This is a genomic window from Marinobacterium sp. LSUCC0821 (assembly GCF_012848475.1).
Lineage (GTDB): Bacteria > Pseudomonadota > Gammaproteobacteria > Pseudomonadales > Balneatricaceae > Marinobacterium_E.
In genome coordinates this window covers 1174778-1194746 of record NZ_CP051666.1, presented here as the reverse complement: position 1 = coordinate 1194746, position 19969 = coordinate 1174778, and the positions used below count along the sequence as shown (strand labels likewise).

At 47.0% G+C, this 19969-nt stretch carries 18 protein-coding genes; 9 read left to right on the top strand and 9 right to left on the bottom strand.

What is annotated here, in order from left to right:
* Window positions 1-51 precede the first annotated feature (51 nt).
* Both HH196_RS05645 and HH196_RS05640 read left to right on the top strand, forming a co-directional pair.
* The gene (locus tag HH196_RS05645) at window positions 52-291 is read left to right on the top strand and encodes a sulfurtransferase TusA family protein (protein WP_169451184.1); all 240 of its coding nucleotides are present in this window, start codon (window positions 52-54) and stop codon (window positions 289-291) included.
* A gap of 3 nt (window positions 292-294) precedes the next feature.
* Entirely contained in the window at window positions 295-1362 is a 1068-nt protein-coding gene (locus HH196_RS05640; protein ID WP_169451183.1) for an AI-2E family transporter, read from the top strand.
* A gap of 22 nt (window positions 1363-1384) precedes the next feature.
* On the opposite strand, the gene bcp is transcribed toward HH196_RS05640, so the two are convergent.
* Window positions 1385-1834, bottom strand: a complete 450-nt coding sequence (gene bcp, locus HH196_RS05635; protein ID WP_371807835.1) for a thioredoxin-dependent thiol peroxidase — start codon at window positions 1832-1834, stop codon at window positions 1385-1387.
* A 155-nt stretch (window positions 1835-1989) separates the two neighbouring features.
* Between bcp and dapA the strand changes: the two genes are divergently transcribed.
* From dapA to purC, 3 genes are read left to right on the top strand one after another with little or no spacing between them, the layout of a single operon-like run.
* A complete protein-coding gene (gene dapA, locus HH196_RS05630; RefSeq protein WP_169451182.1) occupies window positions 1990-2865 on the top strand; it encodes a 4-hydroxy-tetrahydrodipicolinate synthase in 876 nt (291 codons plus the stop codon).
* A gap of 12 nt (window positions 2866-2877) precedes the next feature.
* Window positions 2878-4215, top strand: a complete 1338-nt coding sequence (bamC, locus tag HH196_RS05625; RefSeq protein ID WP_169451181.1) for an outer membrane protein assembly factor BamC — start codon at window positions 2878-2880, stop codon at window positions 4213-4215.
* Window positions 4216-4255: 40 nt separating this feature from the next.
* On the top strand, window positions 4256-4966 hold the full coding sequence (gene purC / locus HH196_RS05620) for a phosphoribosylaminoimidazolesuccinocarboxamide synthase (RefSeq protein WP_169451180.1): 711 nt from the start codon (window positions 4256-4258) through the stop codon (window positions 4964-4966).
* An 89-nt stretch (window positions 4967-5055) separates the two neighbouring features.
* On the opposite strand, the gene HH196_RS05615 is transcribed toward purC, so the two are convergent.
* Genes HH196_RS05615 through HH196_RS05605 form a run of 3 tightly spaced genes read right to left on the bottom strand, consistent with a single transcriptional unit; the run spans window position 5056 to window position 8213 of the window.
* Complete coding sequence (locus HH196_RS05615) at window positions 5056-5688, bottom strand: RluA family pseudouridine synthase (protein WP_169451179.1); 633 nt, start codon at window positions 5686-5688, stop codon at window positions 5056-5058.
* Window positions 5685-7037, bottom strand: coding sequence for a 23S rRNA (uracil(1939)-C(5))-methyltransferase RlmD (rlmD, locus tag HH196_RS05610; protein WP_169451178.1), 1353 nt, complete (start codon window positions 7035-7037; stop codon window positions 5685-5687). The genes HH196_RS05615 and rlmD overlap by 4 nt, the downstream gene beginning before the upstream one ends.
* Before the next feature lie 9 nt (window positions 7038-7046).
* Window positions 7047-8213, bottom strand: a complete 1167-nt coding sequence (locus HH196_RS05605; protein WP_169451177.1) for a cation:proton antiporter — start codon at window positions 8211-8213, stop codon at window positions 7047-7049.
* A gap of 136 nt (window positions 8214-8349) precedes the next feature.
* Between HH196_RS05605 and nfuA the strand changes: the two genes are divergently transcribed.
* The 4 genes from nfuA (at window position 8350) to HH196_RS05585 (ending at window position 13871) form a co-directional block, all read left to right on the top strand.
* On the top strand, window positions 8350-8946 hold the full coding sequence (gene nfuA / locus HH196_RS05600) for a Fe-S biogenesis protein NfuA (protein WP_169451176.1): 597 nt from the start codon (window positions 8350-8352) through the stop codon (window positions 8944-8946).
* Window positions 8947-9074: 128 nt separating this feature from the next.
* A complete protein-coding gene (lon, locus tag HH196_RS05595) occupies window positions 9075-11507 on the top strand; it encodes an endopeptidase La (protein ID WP_169451175.1) in 2433 nt (810 codons plus the stop codon).
* 125 nt (window positions 11508-11632) lie between these two features.
* A complete protein-coding gene (locus HH196_RS05590; protein WP_248276826.1) occupies window positions 11633-11908 on the top strand; it encodes an HU family DNA-binding protein in 276 nt (91 codons plus the stop codon).
* A gap of 109 nt (window positions 11909-12017) precedes the next feature.
* Window positions 12018-13871 carry a SurA N-terminal domain-containing protein gene (locus HH196_RS05585; RefSeq protein WP_169451174.1) on the top strand — a complete coding sequence of 618 codons (1854 nt, stop codon included), beginning with the start codon at window positions 12018-12020 and terminating at the stop codon, window positions 13869-13871.
* Window positions 13872-13940: 69 nt separating this feature from the next.
* On the opposite strand, the gene ahpF is transcribed toward HH196_RS05585, so the two are convergent.
* From ahpF to HH196_RS05560, 5 genes are all read right to left on the bottom strand, one after another.
* Window positions 13941-15488, bottom strand: a complete 1548-nt coding sequence (ahpF, locus tag HH196_RS05580) for an alkyl hydroperoxide reductase subunit F (RefSeq protein ID WP_169451173.1) — start codon at window positions 15486-15488, stop codon at window positions 13941-13943.
* A 93-nt stretch (window positions 15489-15581) separates the two neighbouring features.
* Window positions 15582-16148: an alkyl hydroperoxide reductase subunit C gene (gene ahpC, locus HH196_RS05575; RefSeq protein WP_169451172.1), complete on the bottom strand. Its 567-nt coding sequence runs from the start codon at window positions 16146-16148 to the stop codon at window positions 15582-15584.
* Window positions 16149-16252: 104 nt separating this feature from the next.
* Window positions 16253-17857 carry an ABC transporter ATP-binding protein gene (locus HH196_RS05570; protein ID WP_169451171.1) on the bottom strand — a complete coding sequence of 535 codons (1605 nt, stop codon included), beginning with the start codon at window positions 17855-17857 and terminating at the stop codon, window positions 16253-16255.
* Window positions 17857-18876 (bottom strand): ABC transporter permease, encoded by a 1020-nt coding sequence (locus HH196_RS05565; RefSeq protein WP_169451170.1) that lies wholly within the window; start codon window positions 18874-18876, stop codon window positions 17857-17859. Before HH196_RS05565 ends, HH196_RS05570 begins: the two co-directional genes overlap by 1 nt.
* Window positions 18877-19968, bottom strand: coding sequence for a microcin C ABC transporter permease YejB (locus tag HH196_RS05560; protein ID WP_169451169.1), 1092 nt, complete (start codon window positions 19966-19968; stop codon window positions 18877-18879).
* Window position 19969 lies beyond the last annotated feature (1 nt).

Here is a 19969-nt window from a genome sequence, read left to right as displayed (position 1 = left end):
TGAATCGGTTACATTGCGGCGAGTATTTAACGATTTATACCTGAACTAAGTATGACAGAGATTCAGATTGATAAAAGCCTAGATGCAACGGGTTTAAGTTGTCCTCTTCCATTGTTGAAGGCAAAGCAGGCGCTTCATGCGCTACAGCCTGGGCAAGTTCTTGAAGTTAGGGCAACAGACGCTGGTTCTGTCAGAGACTTCAAGGCGTACGCTGATCTATCATCACATGAACTGATCTCTACGGTTGAGATCGATCAGGTCTATATTCACCTACTGCGAAGAGGCGATTAATCGATGCAGAAAATTTTTAGTAAGTGGGTACAGCGCTACTTCTCTAATGAAGAGGCTATCCTGCTATTTGTTCTGCTTTTCACTGCGGCCTTAACGATTTGGTACCTCGGCAGTGCGCTGATCCCAGTATTTGCCAGTCTAATTCTCGCCTTTATGATGCAGGGCGGTTTGGAGAAGTTGCGCGACTTGGGTGTCGGCCATAAAACCTCGGCTTTCATAGTGTTCGCTCTGTTTACAGGGGTCGTTGCTGCTCTGTTTTTAATTATTCTGCCACTTGTATGGACTCAGTTGGTCAACCTCTTTAATGAGTTGCCGCGTATGGCTGGCCAGCTTCAAAAGACATTGATGTTACTGCCTGACGCCTATCCGCAATTTATTACGGCAGAGCAGATTAGAAGCATCATCGGTGGTGCGGCTAGTGAAGCGAGTAAGCTTGGTCAGTGGGTATTTAACTTCTCACTGAACTCCTTAACAGGTGTATTAACTGTTCTTATCTACTTTGTGTTGGTACCCATGTTGGTTCTCTTCTTCCTGCTTGATGGTGACAAGTTGATCAAAGGGTGGACAGCCTTCCTTCCTGATCATCGTCCAGTTATTCGTCAAGTCTGGGCGGAAATGGATATGCAGTTGGCTAACTATATCCGAGGCAAGGCGATAGAGATTGTTATCGTCGGTGTTGCAACCTACATCGCGTTCGTCATTCTAGATATTAACTATGCAGCGCTTTTAGCTTTGGCTGTAGGGCTTTCAGTGTTAATACCTTACATCGGCGCCGCGATAGTTACCTTGCCAGTTGCACTGATTGCCTTCTTTCAGTGGGGATGGAGCGATCAATTTATCTACCTGATGGTGGCCTACACCATTATTCAGGCGATTGATGGCAACGTCATAGTGCCACTGCTCTTTTCGGAAGCGGTTAACTTGCACCCAGTTTCAATCATTGTCTCTGTACTGGTATTTGGCAGTCTTTGGGGATTCTGGGGCGTCTTCTTCGCTATTCCATTGGCGACGCTTGTTAAGTCTATTGTGAATGCTTGGCCTAAGTCTGAGGATATACCGCCTCTTGCATAAGAGGCGGTTGGAGGGAGAGGCTTTACGCCCCTAAAATCTGAGCGCTGTGCTCTTTGGTCTTAACCTTCTCAATGATGCTCTCAAGGTTGCCATCTTCATCAATGACGAAGGTGGTTCTTACCGTTCCCATATACTCTTTGCCATAGTTCTTTTTCAGCTGCCAAGTGCCATAGAGCTCATGAACAGCATTTTCAGTATCCGCAATCAGTGGAAAAGGGAGATCGTACTTCTCGATAAAGTTGCGATGCTTAGATTCTGAATCAGTACTCACACCAATAACTACATAGTTGCTGGCATTTAATTCAGTCTGGTGATCCCTAAGATCACAGGCTTGTGCCGTACATCCAGGTGTGTTGTCACGCGGGTAGAAGTAGAGAATCACCTTTTTGCCTTTGAACTGACTCAGTGTGATCTGCTCACCATTTTGATCCTTGGCAACAAAATCTGGAGCGGGTTTTCCTATCTCGAGCATAATTTCTCCTAAAAGATCGATAAAAAGTCTCTTCACTACTACGAATATTAACCCTAATTCGTTTAAAATGTTTCGCTTGAAATTTTAATTATCAGCTAACAAGTGGTATGTCGCGATTACGACGCTTAGCTGGCTCTACCTAAAAAGGTGATTTAATGATTCTTGGAAGTCTAGTAGCACTGGTTACACCTATGCATGACAACGGTGATGTTGATTGGGCTGCACTTGACCGAATTGTCGATATGCACATTGAACAGGGCACTGCATCAATCGTTGCGGTGGGTACCTCTGGCGAATCAGCAACACTCGATTACGATGAACACCTTGAAGTGGTAAGCCATGTTGTAAAACGTTGTGCAGGTCGTATTCCTGTTATTGCTGGTACTGGCGCTAACTCAACGCGTGAAGCGATCGAGATGACTCGTGGTGCAAAAGAGGCGGGAGCAGATGCTTGTCTATTAGTGACGCCTTACTACAACAAGCCGACTCAAGAGGGTCTCTACCTTCACTACAAAGCGGTTGCTGAAGCTGTCGATATTCCGCAGATTCTCTACAACGTGCCAGGCCGTACTGCCTGCGACATGCTGCCTGAAACGACTCTGCGTCTTGCTGAAGTGAAAAACATCGTCGGCATCAAAGAGGCGACGGGTGATTTAGATCGCGCTAAATTCTTGATCGATAACGCACCTGCTGACTTCGCTATCTACTCTGGCGACGATGCAACTGCGATCGAGCTAATTCTTCTGGGTGGTCACGGTAATATCTCTGTGACTGCTAACGCGGCTCCAGGAGAGATGAGCAAACTTTGTCAGCTAGGTCTTGATAAGAACTTCGATGAAGCACGTGCACTGCAGGCAAAATTGATGCCACTACACACCAAATTCTTTGTTGAGTCGAATCCGATTCCAGTGAAGTGGGCGATGCATGAGATGGGTCTAATTGGTCCTGGCATCCGTCTACCACTGACGCCACTTTCTGAAGCTAATCGCCCTGTGGTGATCGAAGCACTAAAGGCTACCGGTCTACTCTAATAGGGAGAGCCCATGAAACTTAAGTTTCCGATTCTGGCAACTGCCATTCTTGTTACCACAGGTTGTGCTGTCAAAGATAACCCAATCTACGGTGAGAATGGGGTCATTCGTGACCGTGGTCAGGAGTATGCGTATGCGCAAGCTGGTAAGCGTCTTGAGATTCCAGCAGAGTTAGATGCTAAGTCTACTCAGGATGTCCTGACTGTACCTCAGATCAATGAATCCCTTGTTGCCTCTGCAGAACTTGTACCAGAGGCTCCGCGTCCAGAGTTCTTCTTCGCAGCGGAAGGTAATGATCGCGCTTCAATTCGTCCGCTAGAGGGTGATCGTGTCATCATCGTTGATGAGCCTATTGATCTTGTTTGGCGTGAACTACAGCCATTCTGGAGTGATGCAGAGATCAAACTTGAGACCTCAGACCCACGTGAAGGTGTGATGGAGTCTGAATGGATTCGCGTAGAGGGTGAAGATCTTAGTTACCTTCAACGTTTGCTCAATAATCTTAAGTTCAACTCTGAAGCTAATGAACCCTCATTGAATAAACTGCGTGTTCGTTTGCGCCCTGATCCTGAAAACACCGCAAGAACCGCAATCAGTTTGCAACAAGCGCAGATTCCATTGAGTGGCGATAAAGATCAAGTGAACTGGAGTAAGGACGCAACTGAACTCGATTACTCAAACGAGATTATGTTCGCGATGCTTAACTACCTTAGCCGTGGCGATATTAGTGCGACTGCGCCTACTCTCTCTAAGTTCGAGAAGGGTGAGGGTCCAACTGCTCAGATGGGTATGGATTCACGCAATCAGCCGCTGTTGAACGTTCGTGCATCGGGTGATGAGGCTTGGGATCTTGTTAATGCTTCACTTGATACTGCAGGTATCGATGTGGGTACTCGTGATCAGGAGAGTGGTGTTATCTACCTCACTTACAAACACTCAGTGATTAAAGAGGAGCCTAAGGGTTTCCTAGAGTGGTTGCGTGCGAGAGAGACTGGCCCAATTACGATTAAATTCCCTGGTAGCGAAGAGCCAAAAGCGGTTAAAGAGAATGTAGTTTATAGCTCCGATCCTGATGCTATAGTTGTGGGCGCTGAGCCAACTCAAGAAGAGCTACAGAATATGGAAGGCTTTAAAGTTTGGATGGGTGGTCGAGTTGTCTATGTCTTCGGTCAAGACAATCAGCAGCGCACTAATGCCGATGGCGATACCTATACTTACAAACGTTATCAGTTGCACTTCAACCGCGCCCGCTCAGGGGTTCTCTTGTCTGTTAAAGATGAAAAGGGTGAAGCGGCAAATGCGCAGGGTGCAGAAGAGTTACTTTGGGCGATCAAAGATCACCTTAAATAGTTATTTCAGCCTATAGAGTATGGGCGGATTGGAGATTTAAATGGAAAAGCGTCAAGAGCTATACGCAGGGAAAGCGAAGTCGGTATTCACAACTGACGATCCAGATCTAATGGTATTGGAGTTCCGAGATGATACCTCGGCATTCGATGGCAAGAAGATGGAGCAGTTGGACCGTAAAGGTATGGTCAACAACAAATTTAACGCATTCATTATGCAGAAGTTGGCAGATGCTGGTATACCAACTCACTTTGTGAAGCTCGTTTCTGATAATGAGTCTGTTGTTAAGCGCCTTGAAATGATGCCGGTTGAGTGTGTTGTTCGTAACATTGCAGCGGGCTCACTTGTGCGTCGTTTGGGTGTTGAAGAGGGTATGGAGTTAACTCCACCAACCTTTGAGCTTTTCCTGAAGAATGATGCGTTGGGCGATCCTATGGTTAATGAGTCTCTTGTTGAGACCTTTGGTTGGGCTAAACCAGACCAGTTGGCGCGTGCTAAAGAGCTGACCTTTAAGGTGAACGAAGTCCTTAAGAAGATGTTTGCTGATGCAGGAATGTTGCTAGTCGACTACAAACTAGAGTTTGGTATCTTCAATGGCGAAGTGGTTCTTGGCGATGAGTTCTCTCCGGATGGCTGCCGTGTATGGGACAAAGAGACTCGTGAAAAGATGGATAAAGACCGTTTCCGTCAAGGCTTAGGCGGTGTTATCGAAGCCTACGAAGAGGTGGGTCGTCGTCTTGGTATTCAGTTCTAAGATTTAGTACCCACTTGTAGCTACTGACCATAGCTAAAAATCATCTAAACGGCGCTCTTGAGCGCCGTTTTGTTTTTAAAAGTTAGCGTTTAAAAGGGGGCGGGTGAGGTGAAGCTTAAACGCTCGCCAGTGACTGGATGTTCTAGTTCAAGTAAATCAGCATGCAGCATGAGTCGGTTTGCGATCTGCTTTGCATCCTCTAGTGCATAGAAGTGATCCCCAATAATCGCATGCCCCAAAAATTGTGCATGAACACGCAGTTGGTGTGATCGACCAGTAATGGGGTAGAGTGATACACGGGTCACAGTGCGACCCTTATAGTTCTCAAGCCCCTGATTTGTATAGAAGGTGAGTGCGTTTTTACCCTGTTCATGGTCGATGATCTGAATAGGACGACGCTCCCAATCGCAGCGCATAGGTTGATTTACCCAGCCATCTTCTCTGCCTAAATCCCCATCTAACAGTGCCGCGTAGCGTTTAAAAGGGACTCTGTTTTGAAACTGTATGCTGAGGTTTCTATGTGCCTCTTTAGAGCGTGCCAAAACCATCAAGCCGGAGGTGGCACAATCTAGGCGATGTACAATCAGAGCATCTGGCCACTGCTCTAACGCATGACTCCAGAGACACTCCTGTTTATCTTCACCTCGCCCTGGAACAGATAGCATACCCTCCGGCTTCTCTAGAATCAGCATCGACTCATCGACAAAGTGCGCCTTGATCATCGGTTCGCCTCAAAAAGCGCCAGAGTCTCTATATGGTGGGTATTCGGGAACATATCTGCAACAGCTAAACGACTTAGTTTGTATCCTTGTGCTACAAGCAACTGCGAGTCTCTTACTAATGACATCGGGTCACAAGCAACATATAGAAGCGCTCTCGGTTTTTGCTGTTCAAGCGCCGGTATGATGGCTGCAGCGCCAGTTCTTGGCGGGTCTATAACAATCAAGTCATATGACCTCTTTAACCAATGCACGCTAGGTGTAACCTGACTCAGGTCTGCTTTGTAGGCTTCAATGTTATCGATGCCATTGAGGCGAGCATTGCTTAGAGATCGCTCTACCATCTTGGCACTACCTTCTACTGCCGTAACCCCAGCACAGATCTGAGCTAAGGGCAGGCTGAAATTCCCTAACCCTGAAAAGAGATCGAGCACCTGGTCAGTGTCTATTGGTTTCAGCCACTCCAATGCACGATTGATCATCTGTTGGTTGACCTCTGCATTCACCTGCAGGAAGTCAGTGGTATCAAACTCAAGGTTAAGTGACTGCTCATTCAGTTGATAGCTAGGCTCGAAGCAACGGTTCAATTCGACGGTCTGGCTATCTAGCGCTATACGTAGGTTGGTTTGGGCTGACTTGGCGAGTTCTGTGAGTGCAAGGCGAAGTTCATCGCTAAGTCCTTTGGTGGCTCTAATCTCAACATTTAACCCGGTGTCGCCATCGACCAGCTCGATATGGGTCAGCATCTTCAGTTTGTCGAAAGGGGTAAGCGTTTCTCGCAGTGCAGAGAGAAATTCGTTCATCCGCTCGGTTAAAACTGGACACTGGTCGATGTTGACCAGTTTGTTACTCGCAGCGCGTCTAAAACCTATCAGTAACTCGCCAGTTTCACGTTGATTGATTCCTACTCGTGCGCTTCTGCGATAGCCAGATGTTTTAGTACTGAGAAGCGGCGCATCAACTGTTTTAGGAGTGAGGTTCGCTTGGCGTTCAAGGATTGAAAGAATCTGCTCCTGTTTCAGCTCAACCGCTTTTAGTGTCTCGAGATGTTGTAGGTCACAGCCGCCGCAGTTCTCGTAGTGTTTGCATATCGGCGTTACTCGATTGTCTGATGCGGTAAAAATCTCATCAACCTCTGCCTCATCAAAGCGCTTGTCTGATTTCTCAAGCCTTGCTGAAACGGTCTCGTTAGGGAGGGCACCACTGACAAAAATGAGCTTGCCATCGATTCGTGCCGTACCACGACCCTCTATGGAGAGCCCACTGATTTCTATCTGATCTGGTAGGTTGCTTGTGACAGAAGATGTTCTCTTAGCTTTTAGGCCGCCATAACGGATACGTCTTTGATTCATGAAGAGTCCTTAATCGCGTCTCAAAGCGTCTTTGATGGCAATCGGGGTAGGGTAGTTAAAAATCACAATATAAGTGGATAGCAAAAAGCTCAAAATAGCCGTAGCTTGAATGAGGTGGGACGCTTCGATGCCAATCATCTTTGAGTCAAAAGCGAGGTAGGCGATGAGTAGCGAGAACTCTGATATCTGACCAAGTCTGAAACCGATCTCCCAACCGGTATTTTTTGATTCACTAATCTTACGTAGCAATCCCCAGAAGACGACTGGCTTAACACCTAGAATAGCCAAAGTAAGAACGACGGCAGGTATCGCAATAAGAGGTATCAATTCTAAGTTAAAACTTGCGCCAACTGAGAAGAAAAATAGTATCAGGAAGAAGTCGCGCAAGGGCTTTAAGCTAGTGGCGATATATTGAGATATCGGGCTGGTAGCGAGAGTTACACCTGCAATAAATGCTCCCATCTCTGCTGATAGTCCCCCTAGTTGAGCCGCTTCGGCCATACCCAAGCACCAGCCGATAGCTACTAGAAAGATATACTCGTGGAAACGGTCGAACTTCATTAGTAGTGGCAGAATCACGTAACGAACACCTAGCCAAGCAAGAATCACCATAGCAGGAAGCGCAATAGCCGATTTCGCGAAGCTAATCAGAGGGTCACCGCCACTGCCACTGTTGAGCATTAATAGCACCAGTATCGCGATGACATCCTGAAGCAGTAATAGTCCTACCACTAGTTCACCTGTGTGCCGATGGTGTAACACAGTCGTTGGAAGTAACTTGATGCCTATGATGGTGCTTGAAAACATGACTGCTGCGCCAATCATGACCGACTCAGACTGTGTGAATCCAAAGCCTATGCCAACGCCGAATCCAAGACCTAGAAAGATTATTGAACTGCCAACTGCTACAAGTGTCGCTTTCTTGAGCATATGAATGAGATGGCTAGGTTGCATATCCAGGCCAAGTAGGAAAAGCAGAAAGATGATGCCGATATGGGCGATATCCGAAAGTAGGTTGGTATCGGTGACCAATTCAAGGCCATAAGGGCCAAATAGGGCACCTAGGACTATATATGCCACAAGTAGAGGTTGTCGCGTAAATAGAGCGATAGAGGCAAGTACAGCCGCGCCAGAGAAGATCAAAAAGAAAGAGGTAAACAGGCTGTGCTCAAACATTAAAAATGCCTCGGTTTAGAAGGCTCTATTGTAGCAAAAATAGAACCAATATTAATAATTGAGTGTTTTACTCGGAAATAGGAACAGGGTATCCTAGCTTCCATAGGTCAAAAGTGTTTTTTGGAGTTATCTGAGAATGTTAAATATCGATGTGACAGAGGGCGCGCAGGGTTATCTTGCCGAGTTACTAGCTAAGCAGAATGTTGAGGGCATGGCGGTTCGTCTTTTTGTGACTCAGCCAGGCACAAGCTACGCAGAAACCTGTCTTGCTTACTGCCGACCTGAAGAGGTGAATGGTGAAGATGAGATTATGGATTTTGAACAGATCAAATTCTACATCGAGCGAAATAGCATCCCTTACTTAGACGAAGCGTTCATCGACTATGCAACTGATCGCATGGGGGGGCAGCTGACGATTAAAGCACCTAATGCAAAGGTCCCTAAGGTTTCTGCTGACAGCCCAATGAATGAGCAGATTAACTACATTCTCTACTCGGATATCAATCCTGGTCTAGCATCACATGGTGGCGAGGTGAAATTGGAGGAGCTGGTTGAGACTGATGACGGCTACATCGCAATTCTTCGATTTGGCGGTGGTTGTCAGGGTTGTAGTGCAGTTGATATGACACTTAAAGATGGTGTTGAAAAGACCCTAATAGAGCGAGTGCCAGGCTTGGTGGGTGTCCGAGATGTTACCGACCATTCGCATACAGACAACGCTTACTTTAAATAGTCAGTAACGCCTCACATGAGGCGTTATCTGTTTTTGGGATCAAAAAATTGTCATTAATAAGCTTGTAATAAATCAAATTAACCCCATAGTTAAAGCATTAGCCTATTTAGAGTTTTGAGGGGCCTTGTATGGATCATAATCAAGATCAGAACACAGATAACAGAGTGATAGATTTACCGGTATTGCCGCTGCGTGATGTAGTGGTATACCCACATATGGTTATCCCACTCTTTGTTGGTCGTCAAAAATCTATTCAAGCGCTTGAAGAAGCGATGCTAAGAGATAAGCAGATTCTGTTAGTGGCTCAGCGCAGTGCTTCAGAAGATGAGCCTAAACTCGATCATCTCTTCTCTACAGGCACAGTGGCGACAATACTGCAGATGCTTAAACTCCCTGACGGTACCGTAAAAGTGCTTGTCGAAGGTGAGTACCGTGCACAGATAGATAGCTTTTTTGAAGAGTCAGAGCACTACGCGGCTCACCTTCGAGTGCTGGATGTCGAAGAGGTTAACAATGCAGAGTCAGATGTCTACAAACGCTCGGCGCTTGAGCAGTTTGAGCGCTACATCCAGGTCAATAAGAAGATTCCTCAAGAGGTGATGACCTCTCTAAATAATATTGATGAGCCTGGTCGTTTGGCTGACACAATCGCCGCTCACATGTCCCTAAAACTTGATCAGAAGCAGACCCTTCTTGAGATGCTTGATGCTAAAGTGCGTCTCGAACATCTGATGTCACTGATGGAGTCTGAGATCGATCTTGTTGAAGTAGAAAAACGGATTCGCTCTCGTGTCAAAAAGCAGATGGAGAAGAGTCAGCGTGAGTACTATCTGAATGAGCAGATGAAGGCGATTCAGAAAGAGCTAGGTGATCTTGATGAGTCTGGCGGTAGCGATCTTGATGAGCTCTCTCGTCGCATTGAAGAGGCTGGTATGCCTGCTGATGCGCTTGATAAGACGCGCGCAGAGTTTAATAAACTTAAGATGATGTCACCGATGAGCGCTGAGGCGACCGTTGTTCGTGGCTACATCGATTGGATGTTGCAGGTACCTTGGAATAAACGCTCTAAAGTGCGTCTTGATATGAAGCGTGCACGCACGATTCTTGATCAGGACCACTACGGTCTTGAAGAGGTAAAAGAGCGTATCCTCGAATACTTAGCGGTTCAGAAGCGTGTACGCCAGTTACGTGGGCCAATTCTTTGTCTTGTAGGGCCTCCAGGTGTGGGTAAAACCTCGCTAGGGCGTTCAATCGCCAAAGCGACGAATCGCGAATATATCCGTATGGCCTTGGGTGGTGTGCGTGATGAGTCAGAGATTCGTGGTCATCGCCGCACCTACATTGGATCTATGCCGGGTAAGCTAGTTCAAAAGATGGCTAAAGTTGGGGTGAAAAACCCACTCTTCTTGCTCGATGAGATCGACAAGATGGGTATGGACCACCGTGGTGATCCATCTTCAGCGCTACTTGAAGTGCTTGACCCAGAGCAGAACAGTACCTTTAACGACCACTACCTAGAGGTTGATTACGATCTCTCTGAAGTACTCTTTATCTGTACCTCTAACTCGATGAATATTCCTGGCCCACTTCTTGATCGTATGGAGATTATCCGTATTCCTGGCTACACCGAGGACGAGAAGCATAATATTGCGCGTCGTTACCTGGTGCCTAAGCAGATCAAACAGAATGGCTTGAAAGAGCGTGAGTTGACGATCGAAGATAGCGCGATCACCTACATGATCCGCTATTACACTCGCGAAGCTGGTGTGCGTGGCTTGGAACGTGAGATCTCTAAAATCTGCCGTAAGGTGGTAAAAGAGATCTCTCTTGGAGAGATCGCAGCTAAAACTGTTTCGGTTGCTTCAGAAAACCTCGAGAACTACCTAGGTGTTCATAAATTTAACTTCGGTCGTGCTGAAGAGCATAACCAGGTGGGCCAGGTTACAGGCCTTGCTTGGACTCAAGTTGGCGGTGACATCCTGACGATTGAAAGTGCAGTTGTGCCAGGTAAAGGACGTCAGGTTCTGACTGGTTCGCTGGGCGATGTTATGAAAGAGTCTATCCAGGCTGCTCTGACAGTGGTACGAAATCGTGCTTCTAGCCTAGGGGTTGCTAGTGATTTCCATGAGAAGCGTGACATTCACATTCACGTACCTGAAGGGGCTACCCCTAAAGATGGCCCAAGTGCGGGTATCGGTATGTGTACTGCTCTTGTCTCTGCCCTTACAGGAATTCCAGTTAAAGCTGATGTGGCAATGACAGGCGAAATAACTCTTCGTGGCCAGGTTTTACCTATTGGAGGCTTGAAAGAGAAGCTCTTGGCAGCGCACCGTGGCGGCATTAAAACTGTATTGATTCCTGAAGAGAATCGTCGCGACTTAAAAGAGATTCCTGACAATATCAAAGCAGATCTCAGCATAATTCCAGTTAAATGGATTGATGAGGTTTTGAGTGTAGCTCTAGTTGAACAACCTAAGCCTTTAACTGAAAGTGAGGTTAAAGAGCTTGCGTCTGAAACAACAAAAGAGAAATTGACTGGGGAGTCAATCAGTACACATTAGTCGAAACCGCGTATTTTCTAGGTTTCAGTTGTTGACACCTAGGAAATACAGTTGGTATAAATACTCCACAGGTGCTTAACCAGTAAAAGAACAAATATCACTACATATTTCCAAAGGGGAACAACGTGAACAAATCTGAACTAATCGATTCAATCGCAGCATCAGCAGATCTTCCAAAAGCAGCAGCTGGTCGTGCTCTTGATGCAGCACTAGAAGCAGTAACTGCAGCACTAGCTAAAGGCGACTCAGTTGCTTTAGTTGGCTTCGGTACTTTCACTGTGAAATCACGTGCAGCACGCACTGGCCGTAACCCACAGACTGGTGCACCAATCCAGATCGCTGCGGCTACTCTGCCAACTTTCAAGCCAGGTAAAGCTCTGAAAGACGCAGTAAATAAGTAATACGTTTTACTCAGTAAGGCGCGTACGTTCTCGTACATCCACTGAGATAGCCTTACAAAAAAAGCGCATTCACCGAATGCGCTTTTTTTAATTCAAAGGACAACCACTCATGTTGCAATCTATGCGCGACAATTCGCAGGGTATCATCGCGAAGATTCTTGTCGGTTTAATTATTGTTGTATTTGCCCTATGGGGTGTCGACTCACTTGTAGGTTTAGCAACCGCTGAACCGCCTCCAGCCGAAGTAAATGGTAAGGCTGTTGAGAAGGGTGAGCTTTTCCGTGCTGTTGAACTTCAACGTCGTCAGGTTCTATCACAGATGGGTGATAAAGCTGATCCAGCACTGCTTGATGATGTGCTTCTACGTAAAGTTGTTCTTGAAAATCTAATCGATCGCACATTGCAGGTCGCTGATGCTGAAGAGAAGGGGCTATTTGTCTCTGATCAGTTGTTAGATCAGATTATTGTGACTACAAAAGATTTTCAGCGCGACGGCCGTTTTGATCGCGATCAGTTCGAATTGGCTCTTCGTAGTGCAGGTTTTACGCCACTAAGCTACCGTGAACTGCTGCGCAGTGAAACGATGGTTAACCAGGTGCGTGGCGCATACAGTGAATCATCGTTTATGACGGATGCTGAGCTAGATCGTCTGCTTGCGCTTAATACCCAAACGCGTGATCTACGAGTAATTACGCTAGCTGCTGATCAAAAAGTCGATATTGCTGACTCAGATGTTCAAGCTCTCTATGAGTCCCGCAAAGGTTCATTGGCAACAGATGAGCAGGTTATTGTTCAGTATGTAGCACTAACGCGTGATCAGTTCGTTGATACTGCCTCTGTCACTGATGCAGAAATTAATAGTGCCTACTCGCAATTCACATCAACATTTGATGCTAAAGAAGAGCGACTAGCTTCTCACATTTTATTTGAAGTGAATGACCAGCAGGATGCTGCAACGGCTAAAGCTAAAGCTGAAGAGCTATTGGCGAAAATCAATGCAGGTGCTGACTTTGCTGAGATGGCGAAAGCAAACTCTCAGGATATGCTCTCTGCAAGTTCAGGTGGTGAATTGGGTTACCTAACCAAGGGGTTATTCGAAGGTCCATTTGATGATGCACTATTCTCGCTTCAGGTGGGTCAGGTATCTGCACCGGTAGAGACGGAGTTTGGTATCCACCTCATTAAATTAAATGACCTTCGTAAAGCTGAAGTTCCCTCTAAAGCAGAGATGCTAGAGGAGTTACGTCAGCAAGTAGCTGAGCAGAATGCAGAACAGCTCTACGTAACATCAATGGAGCGTTTAGCCGATCTAGCTTTCTCTTCGGGAGATCTATTTGCCCTAGCTGATGAGCTCGGTCTGAAAATCGAAACTTCAGCGCCATTCTCTCGTGCGGGTGGTGAAGGAGACTTTGCTGAGCAGAAGGTGATTCGAGCTGCTTTTGCTGATATGGTACTTAAAGAGAAGCTAAACTCTGATCCAATCGAGGTAAACTCTGGCCGAACTCTGGTTATGCATCTGAAGGAGCTTATTCCTGCTCGCACACTTGCTCTAGACGAGGTTAAAGAGAACCTAGTTGCTGAACTTAAACAGCAACGCGCTGCAGAACAGGCTATGACCCTTGCCCAGCAAACTGTTGAGAAAGCAAAAGCGGGTGAGAAGTTGAATTGGACTACCTATTCTGCTGTTGTGCGTGGTGCGCAAAACGGCCTAGAGCCTGCTGTAATTGATGCAGCCTTTGCTCTTGCGCGCCCAGAGGGTGATTCTCGCTTCTACGCGACTGTTGCGACAGCAGACGGTGGTGCAGTAGTGGTAACTGTGGATGCGGTTGGCCAGTCTGCGGATGCTATTCAGCCAGAACTGCGCTCGCAAATTGCTCGAATGCTAGCGACTGCAGAGGGTAGTGCAGCCTTCCAAGCGCGTTTCAATCAGTTGAAGTCTAAAGCTGAGATTAAGATCAACTAAACTTCAACAGACCCACTAAAAAGGCCAGCATCATGCTGGCCTTCTTTTTGGACTTACTAATTAGTTTAGTTAGTTTCTAATTAGATGATCGAATGCACTCAGAGCAGCGGTTGCGCCGGCGCCCATCGAGATAATAATCTGTTTGTAAGGAACCGTTGTAGCATCGCCAGCACCAAACACACCTGCTAGGTTTGTTGCGCCCTTGGCGTCAATTTGGATTTCACCAAACTTAGTCAGTTCCAGCGCGCTCTCTTTTAGCCACTCAGTGTTTGGCACAAGACCTATCTGAACAAAGATACCCTCAAGTTCAATGTGGTGAGATTCGCCTGACACGCGATCATTATAGGTAATGCCGTTGACCTTATTACCATCACCGGTCACTTCAGTCGTCTGCGCATTCTTGATGATAGTGATATTTGGCATTGAGTTCGCTTTGTTCTGCAGTACCTGATCTGCACGCAGGGTATCGCCAAATTCAAGAACAGTAACTTCAGCTACGATTCCTGCAAGGTCAATTGCTGCTTCAATGCCTGAGTTACCACCACCGATCACTGCTACACGCTTACCTTTGAAGAGCGGGCCGTCACAGTGTGGGCAGTAGGCTACCCCTTTGCCGCGATACTCAGCTTCACCGGGAACGTTCAGTTCACGCCAGCGAGCCCCTGTCGCCAAGATTAATGTCTTGGCCTTTAGGGTGGCGCCGCTCTCTGTAGTGATCGCATGTAATCCATTTAACTCACTAAGTTTGTTGGCACGCTGCGATGTAATAATATCGACATCGTACTCTTTGACATGTTGCTCCATGCTAGAGACTAGTTTTGGACCCTCGGTATAAGGTACAGAGATTAGGTTTTCAATCCCTACAGTATCCTGTACCTGACCACCAAAGCGCTCTGCCACTAAACCTGTACGAATGCCTTTGCGAGCAGCATAGATTGCTGCCGCTGCACCTGCTGGACCGCCGCCAACAACCAAAACATCGTATGGTTCGCGCTCAGAGAGCGCTTCAGCCTGTTTTGCCGCTCCGGCAGTATCAAGTCTAGCGAGCATCTCTTTAAGCTCTGTACGGCCCTGGGTGAAGAGTTCACCGTTTAGGTAAACGGCAGGAACAGCCATCACCTGGCGCTCTTCAACCTCATCCTGATAGATGGCACCATCAATCATTGTGCTGGTGATGTTGGGATTGAGTCGCGCCATCAGGTTGAGCGCTTGAACTAGATCGGGGCAGTTCTGGCAAGAGAGCGAGATGTAGGTCTCAAAGTGCATCTCGCCTTCAAGTGTTTTAATCTGCTCTTGAACCTCTTCAGGTTCGCGGCTTGGGTGACCGCCAGCATTCAAAAGGGCGAGAATAAGTGATGTAAACTCATGGCCCATAGGGATACCAGAGAAGATTACGCGTGGCTCAGATTCGCCCTGCGCACAGATACCCATCGATGGCACACGTTTATGGCTCCATTCGCTGAGTGTGATCTTGTCGCTACGCTCTGCAAGCGTCGTTGCCAGTTCTCGTAGTTCAATACCTTTAGCTGAATCATCTGAAGCTAACTTGATCTCTATTGGCTGTTTCATGAAGCCGAGGTATTGATCGAGTTGTTTAACAATAGAAGCATCTAACATGATGGACCTCACGCAAAAAATTTAACTAAGGATATTTAAGAGAAAAGAGGGGTGTCGAGGCTGCGATTGCAGCCTCGAGCGAAGAGCTAGTGGTTAGATTTTACCAACTAGATCTAGTGAAGGAGCTAGAGTTGCAGCACCCTCTTTCCATTTAGCAGGACATACTTCACCTGGGTGAGCAGCTACGTACTGAGCAGCTTTGATCTTACGAAGAAGCTCAGAAGCGTCACGGCCGACAGAACCAGAGTTGATCTCAACGATCTGGATTTTACCTTCTGGATCGATTACGAAAGTACCGCGCTCAGCAAGACCAGCTTCTTCGATCATTACGTCGAAGTTGCGAGAGATCTGACCAGTTGGGTCGCCTACCATTGGGTAGTTGATCTTACCGATAGTCTCAGAAGAGTCGTGCCATGCTTTGTGAGTGAAGTGAGTATCAGTTGATACAGCGTAGATCTCAACACCGATCTTCTGGAATTCAGCGTAGCTGTCAGCTAGGTCACCAAGTTCTGTTGGACAGATGAAAGTGAAGTCTGCTGGGTAGAAGAAAACTACTGACCATTTACCTTTCAGATCTGCTTCTGAAACGTCAACGAACTGGCCAGCGTGGAAAGCTGTAGCGTTAAAAGGTTTAACTTCTTGGTTGATGTAGCTAGACATTGTTTGATCTCCGTCTGTTAGTTAATGAGATGAGTCTCATAATAGTTAGCTTATTTTGAAAGTAGAAATTAATTGTTTCTACTAACCTAATAGGTTTTTCTTATTTATGGTTCTAGTGACCCTTTTTCAAGCCCTGAGGCTGCAATCAACTCTTTCGTATAGGCTGAAATTGGCGAATTGAAAATTTGCTCGGTTGAACCGCTCTCTATCACTTCACCTTGTCGCATCACCATAACACGGTGGCTTATCGCTTTTATGACAGCCAAATCGTGGCTGATAAAGAGATAGCTTAGACCATACTTACTCTGTAAACCGCGTAATAGATCAATGACCTGCTTCTGAATCGTGCGATCCAATGCAGATGTTGGTTCATCCAACACAATGAGTTGAGGGCGAAGTACTAATGCTCGTGCGATGGCGATACGCTGCCGTTGGCCACCTGAAAACTCATGGGGGTAGCGGCCCCTGAAACTTGGATCTATCTGTACGTCTTCTAGAGCCTCAATAACCCGCTGCTCCCTTTCTGCAGCATTTGTCATACTCTGGACTTCCAGCCCCTCAGCGACAATCTCCTCGATGGTCATACGTGGACTTAAACTGCCAAATGGATCCTGGAATACGATCTGAATATCCTTTCTAAGAGGACGCATTTGTTGTTGGTTGAAATGGTGGATATCTGCGCCATTGAGTTTTATCGCGCCTTCGCTCTTTATGAGTCGCAACAGGGCCAGTGCAAGCGTCGATTTGCCAGAACCCGATTCGCCGACAATTCCCAGTGTCTCCCCACACTTGAGCTCGACATCAACGTCAGTCACCGCACGGATGTGGTCATAAACAGTTTTAAAAAGTCCGCCTGTTTTTGGAAACCAGACACGAATTTTAGATGCTTCTAGTAATTGGTTTGCGTTAGTTTTAATAGGCTCCGGTGAACCCTGAGGTTCAGCATCGATAAGCTCCTGAGTGTAGGGGTGGGTGGCATGATCAAAGAGCTGGAGAGTTTCGTTGCTTTCAACAATTTCGCCCGACCTCATGACGTAGACGCGATCTGCAAAGCGGCGCACGATATTGAGATCGTGAGTAATCATCAGTACCGCCATGCCTAAACGTTTTTGCAGATCTGCCAACAGCTCAAGAATCTGCTGTTGAATGGTGACATCAAGCGCAGTGGTTGGCTCATCAGCAATCAGTAACTCAGGTTCATTAGCAAGAGCCATTGCGATCATGACACGCTGGCGTTGGCCGCCAGATAGCTCATGCGGATAGGATTTAAGCCGTGAAGCTGCATCACGTAACCCAACAAGCTCTAAAAGCTCCAGGGTGCGATTTTGAGCCGCTTTTCCTGTTATGCCTCGGTGCAACAGCAAGGTTTCTGCAATCTGCTTCTCGATCGTGTGAAGAGGGTTAAGCGAGGTCATGGGCTCTTGGAAGATATATCCCACTCGGCTACCTCTTAGCCCCCGCAATGTTCTTTCGTCGGCGTTTGCTAGTTCAGTGCCGTCGAACTGAATAGAACTGCTCTTGATTGCAGCAGATTTTGGAAGAAGCCCCAGTAGCGAAAGCGCACTAATAGATTTACCGGATCCTGACTCACCTACTAAAGCGACACACTCGCCGCGGTTGATCTCAAAACTGATCTTATTAACGGCTGCCGGACTCTGCTGTTCAAACTGTATTGTTAGATCTTCAACTTTGAGTAGAGGTTTGTTCATCACACTCTCCTCGGGTCGAAGGCATCACGCACACCCTCGCCAATGAAAATGAGAAGTGTCAGCATGATCGATAGTGAGAAGAAGGCAGTCATTCCCAGCCAGGGAGCGTGGAGATTCTCTTTACCTTGGGCGACCAACTCACCTAAGGAGGACGAGCCAGGCGGTAGGCCAAATCCAAGAAAATCGAGTGCTGTTAATGTCACTAAGGAGCCGTTGAAGATGAACGGCATAAAGGTCAGTGTCGCTACCATAGCGTTAGGCAGAACATGGCGGTACATGATTACAAGATTGGGTTGGCCTAGAGCCCTAGCAGCACGCACATACTCAAGATTGCGAGCTCGAAGAAACTCTGCACGTACCACATCTACGAGATTCATCCATGAGAAGAGCAGCATGATGACGAGCAACCACCAGAAGTTTGGCTCAACTAAACTGGCCAGAATGATCAGTAGAAATAGCACCGGCAGGCCAGACCAGATCTCAATAAATCGTTGGAAAATAAGATCAAGCTTGCCGCCGTAATAGCCCTGCAGAGCACCCGCTGCAACACCGATAACTGAGCTTGCAAGGGTCAAGATAGTGGCGAAAAGAACCGAGAGTCTAAATCCATATATCAGCCTCGCAGTGACATCACGTCCTTGATCATCGGTGCCCAGCCAATTTGTCATTGTTGGTGGGGAGGGGGCGGGCTGCTCTAAATCGTAATTAATGGTGTCATAACTAAATCGGATGATGGGCCAAACTGCCCAGCCGTTATGCTCGCTGATTAGCTCTTGAAAGTAGGGATCTCGATAATCAGCTGGCGCATCAAAATCACCCCCGAAATCGGTTTCGGTATACTCAAAAAAAGTTGGCCAGAAGATGCCCTGATCGCTCTTAATGATCAGAGGTTTGTCATTCGCTATGAGTTCAGCAAAAAGTGAAAGGATAAACAGAACGCCAAATATCCATAGTGATAGGTAAGCGCGCTTGTTTGATTTGAAACGGGCTATACGTCGCTGCGTGACGACTGAACTCATCTACCCCTCCCGACTCTCAAAATCGATACGCGGGTCGACCAGGGTGTAGGTGACATCTGAAACAAGTTTCAGTACCAAACCCACTAAGGTAAAAATATAGAGGGTACCAAAGATGACTGGGTAGTCGCGATTAATGACCGCTTCATAGCCGAGTAGCCCCAGTCCATCGAGTGAAAATATCACCTCTATAAGCATCGAACCGGTAAAGAAAATGCCAATCAACGCTGCAGGCATGCCGGCAATGATGAGCAGCATCGCATTTCGAAAGACATGCCCATAGAGTACCTTCTTCTCAGTTAGCCCTTTAGCTCGTGCAGTCAGGACATACTGCTTGTGAATCTCATCGAGAAAAGCGTTTTTAGTCAGCATGGTGAGCGTTGCAAAACTCGAGATGACCGAAGCAACAATCGGTAGAGCTAGATGCCAGAAGTAGTCTCCAATCTTTTCAAGCAGGGTCAGCTCTTCAAAGTTGGAAGAGGTGAGGCCACGCAGTGGAAACCACTCAAAGTAGGTGCCGCCGGCAAAGAGTACGATCAGAAGAATAGCGAATAGAAAGTTGGGAATCGCATAGCCAATAATGATGATGCTGGAACTCCAGATATCGAAGGAGGAGCCATCATTAACCGCTTTTCGTATCCCTAGAGGTATAGAGACAAGATAGGTGATCAGCGTGGTCCATAAGCCTAGGGAGATTGAGACTGGCATCTTCTCAATAATTAGGTCGACCACTGGTTTGTCACTAAAAAAACTGCGCCCAAAATCGAAACGAAGATAGTCCCCTACCATTTTGAAGAAGCGCTCGTGAGGTGGTTTGTCAAAACCATAGAGCTGTTCAATTTCCGCAACAAGTGCAGGATCCATGCCCTGACCACCACGATATTTTGAGTCACCACTGCTGCTGTCGGCACTGATATCACTGCGCTCACCCGAGCCGATACGGCTGGTCGCATCAACGGCAAAGCCCTGCATGTGGGCAAGTGCTTGCTCGACAGGTCCGCCAGGAGCGAGCTGAATGATTAAAAAGTTGAGCAGCAGGATTCCGAACAGCGTCGGAATCATCAACAGCAGGCGTCTGAAAATATAGGCAGCCATG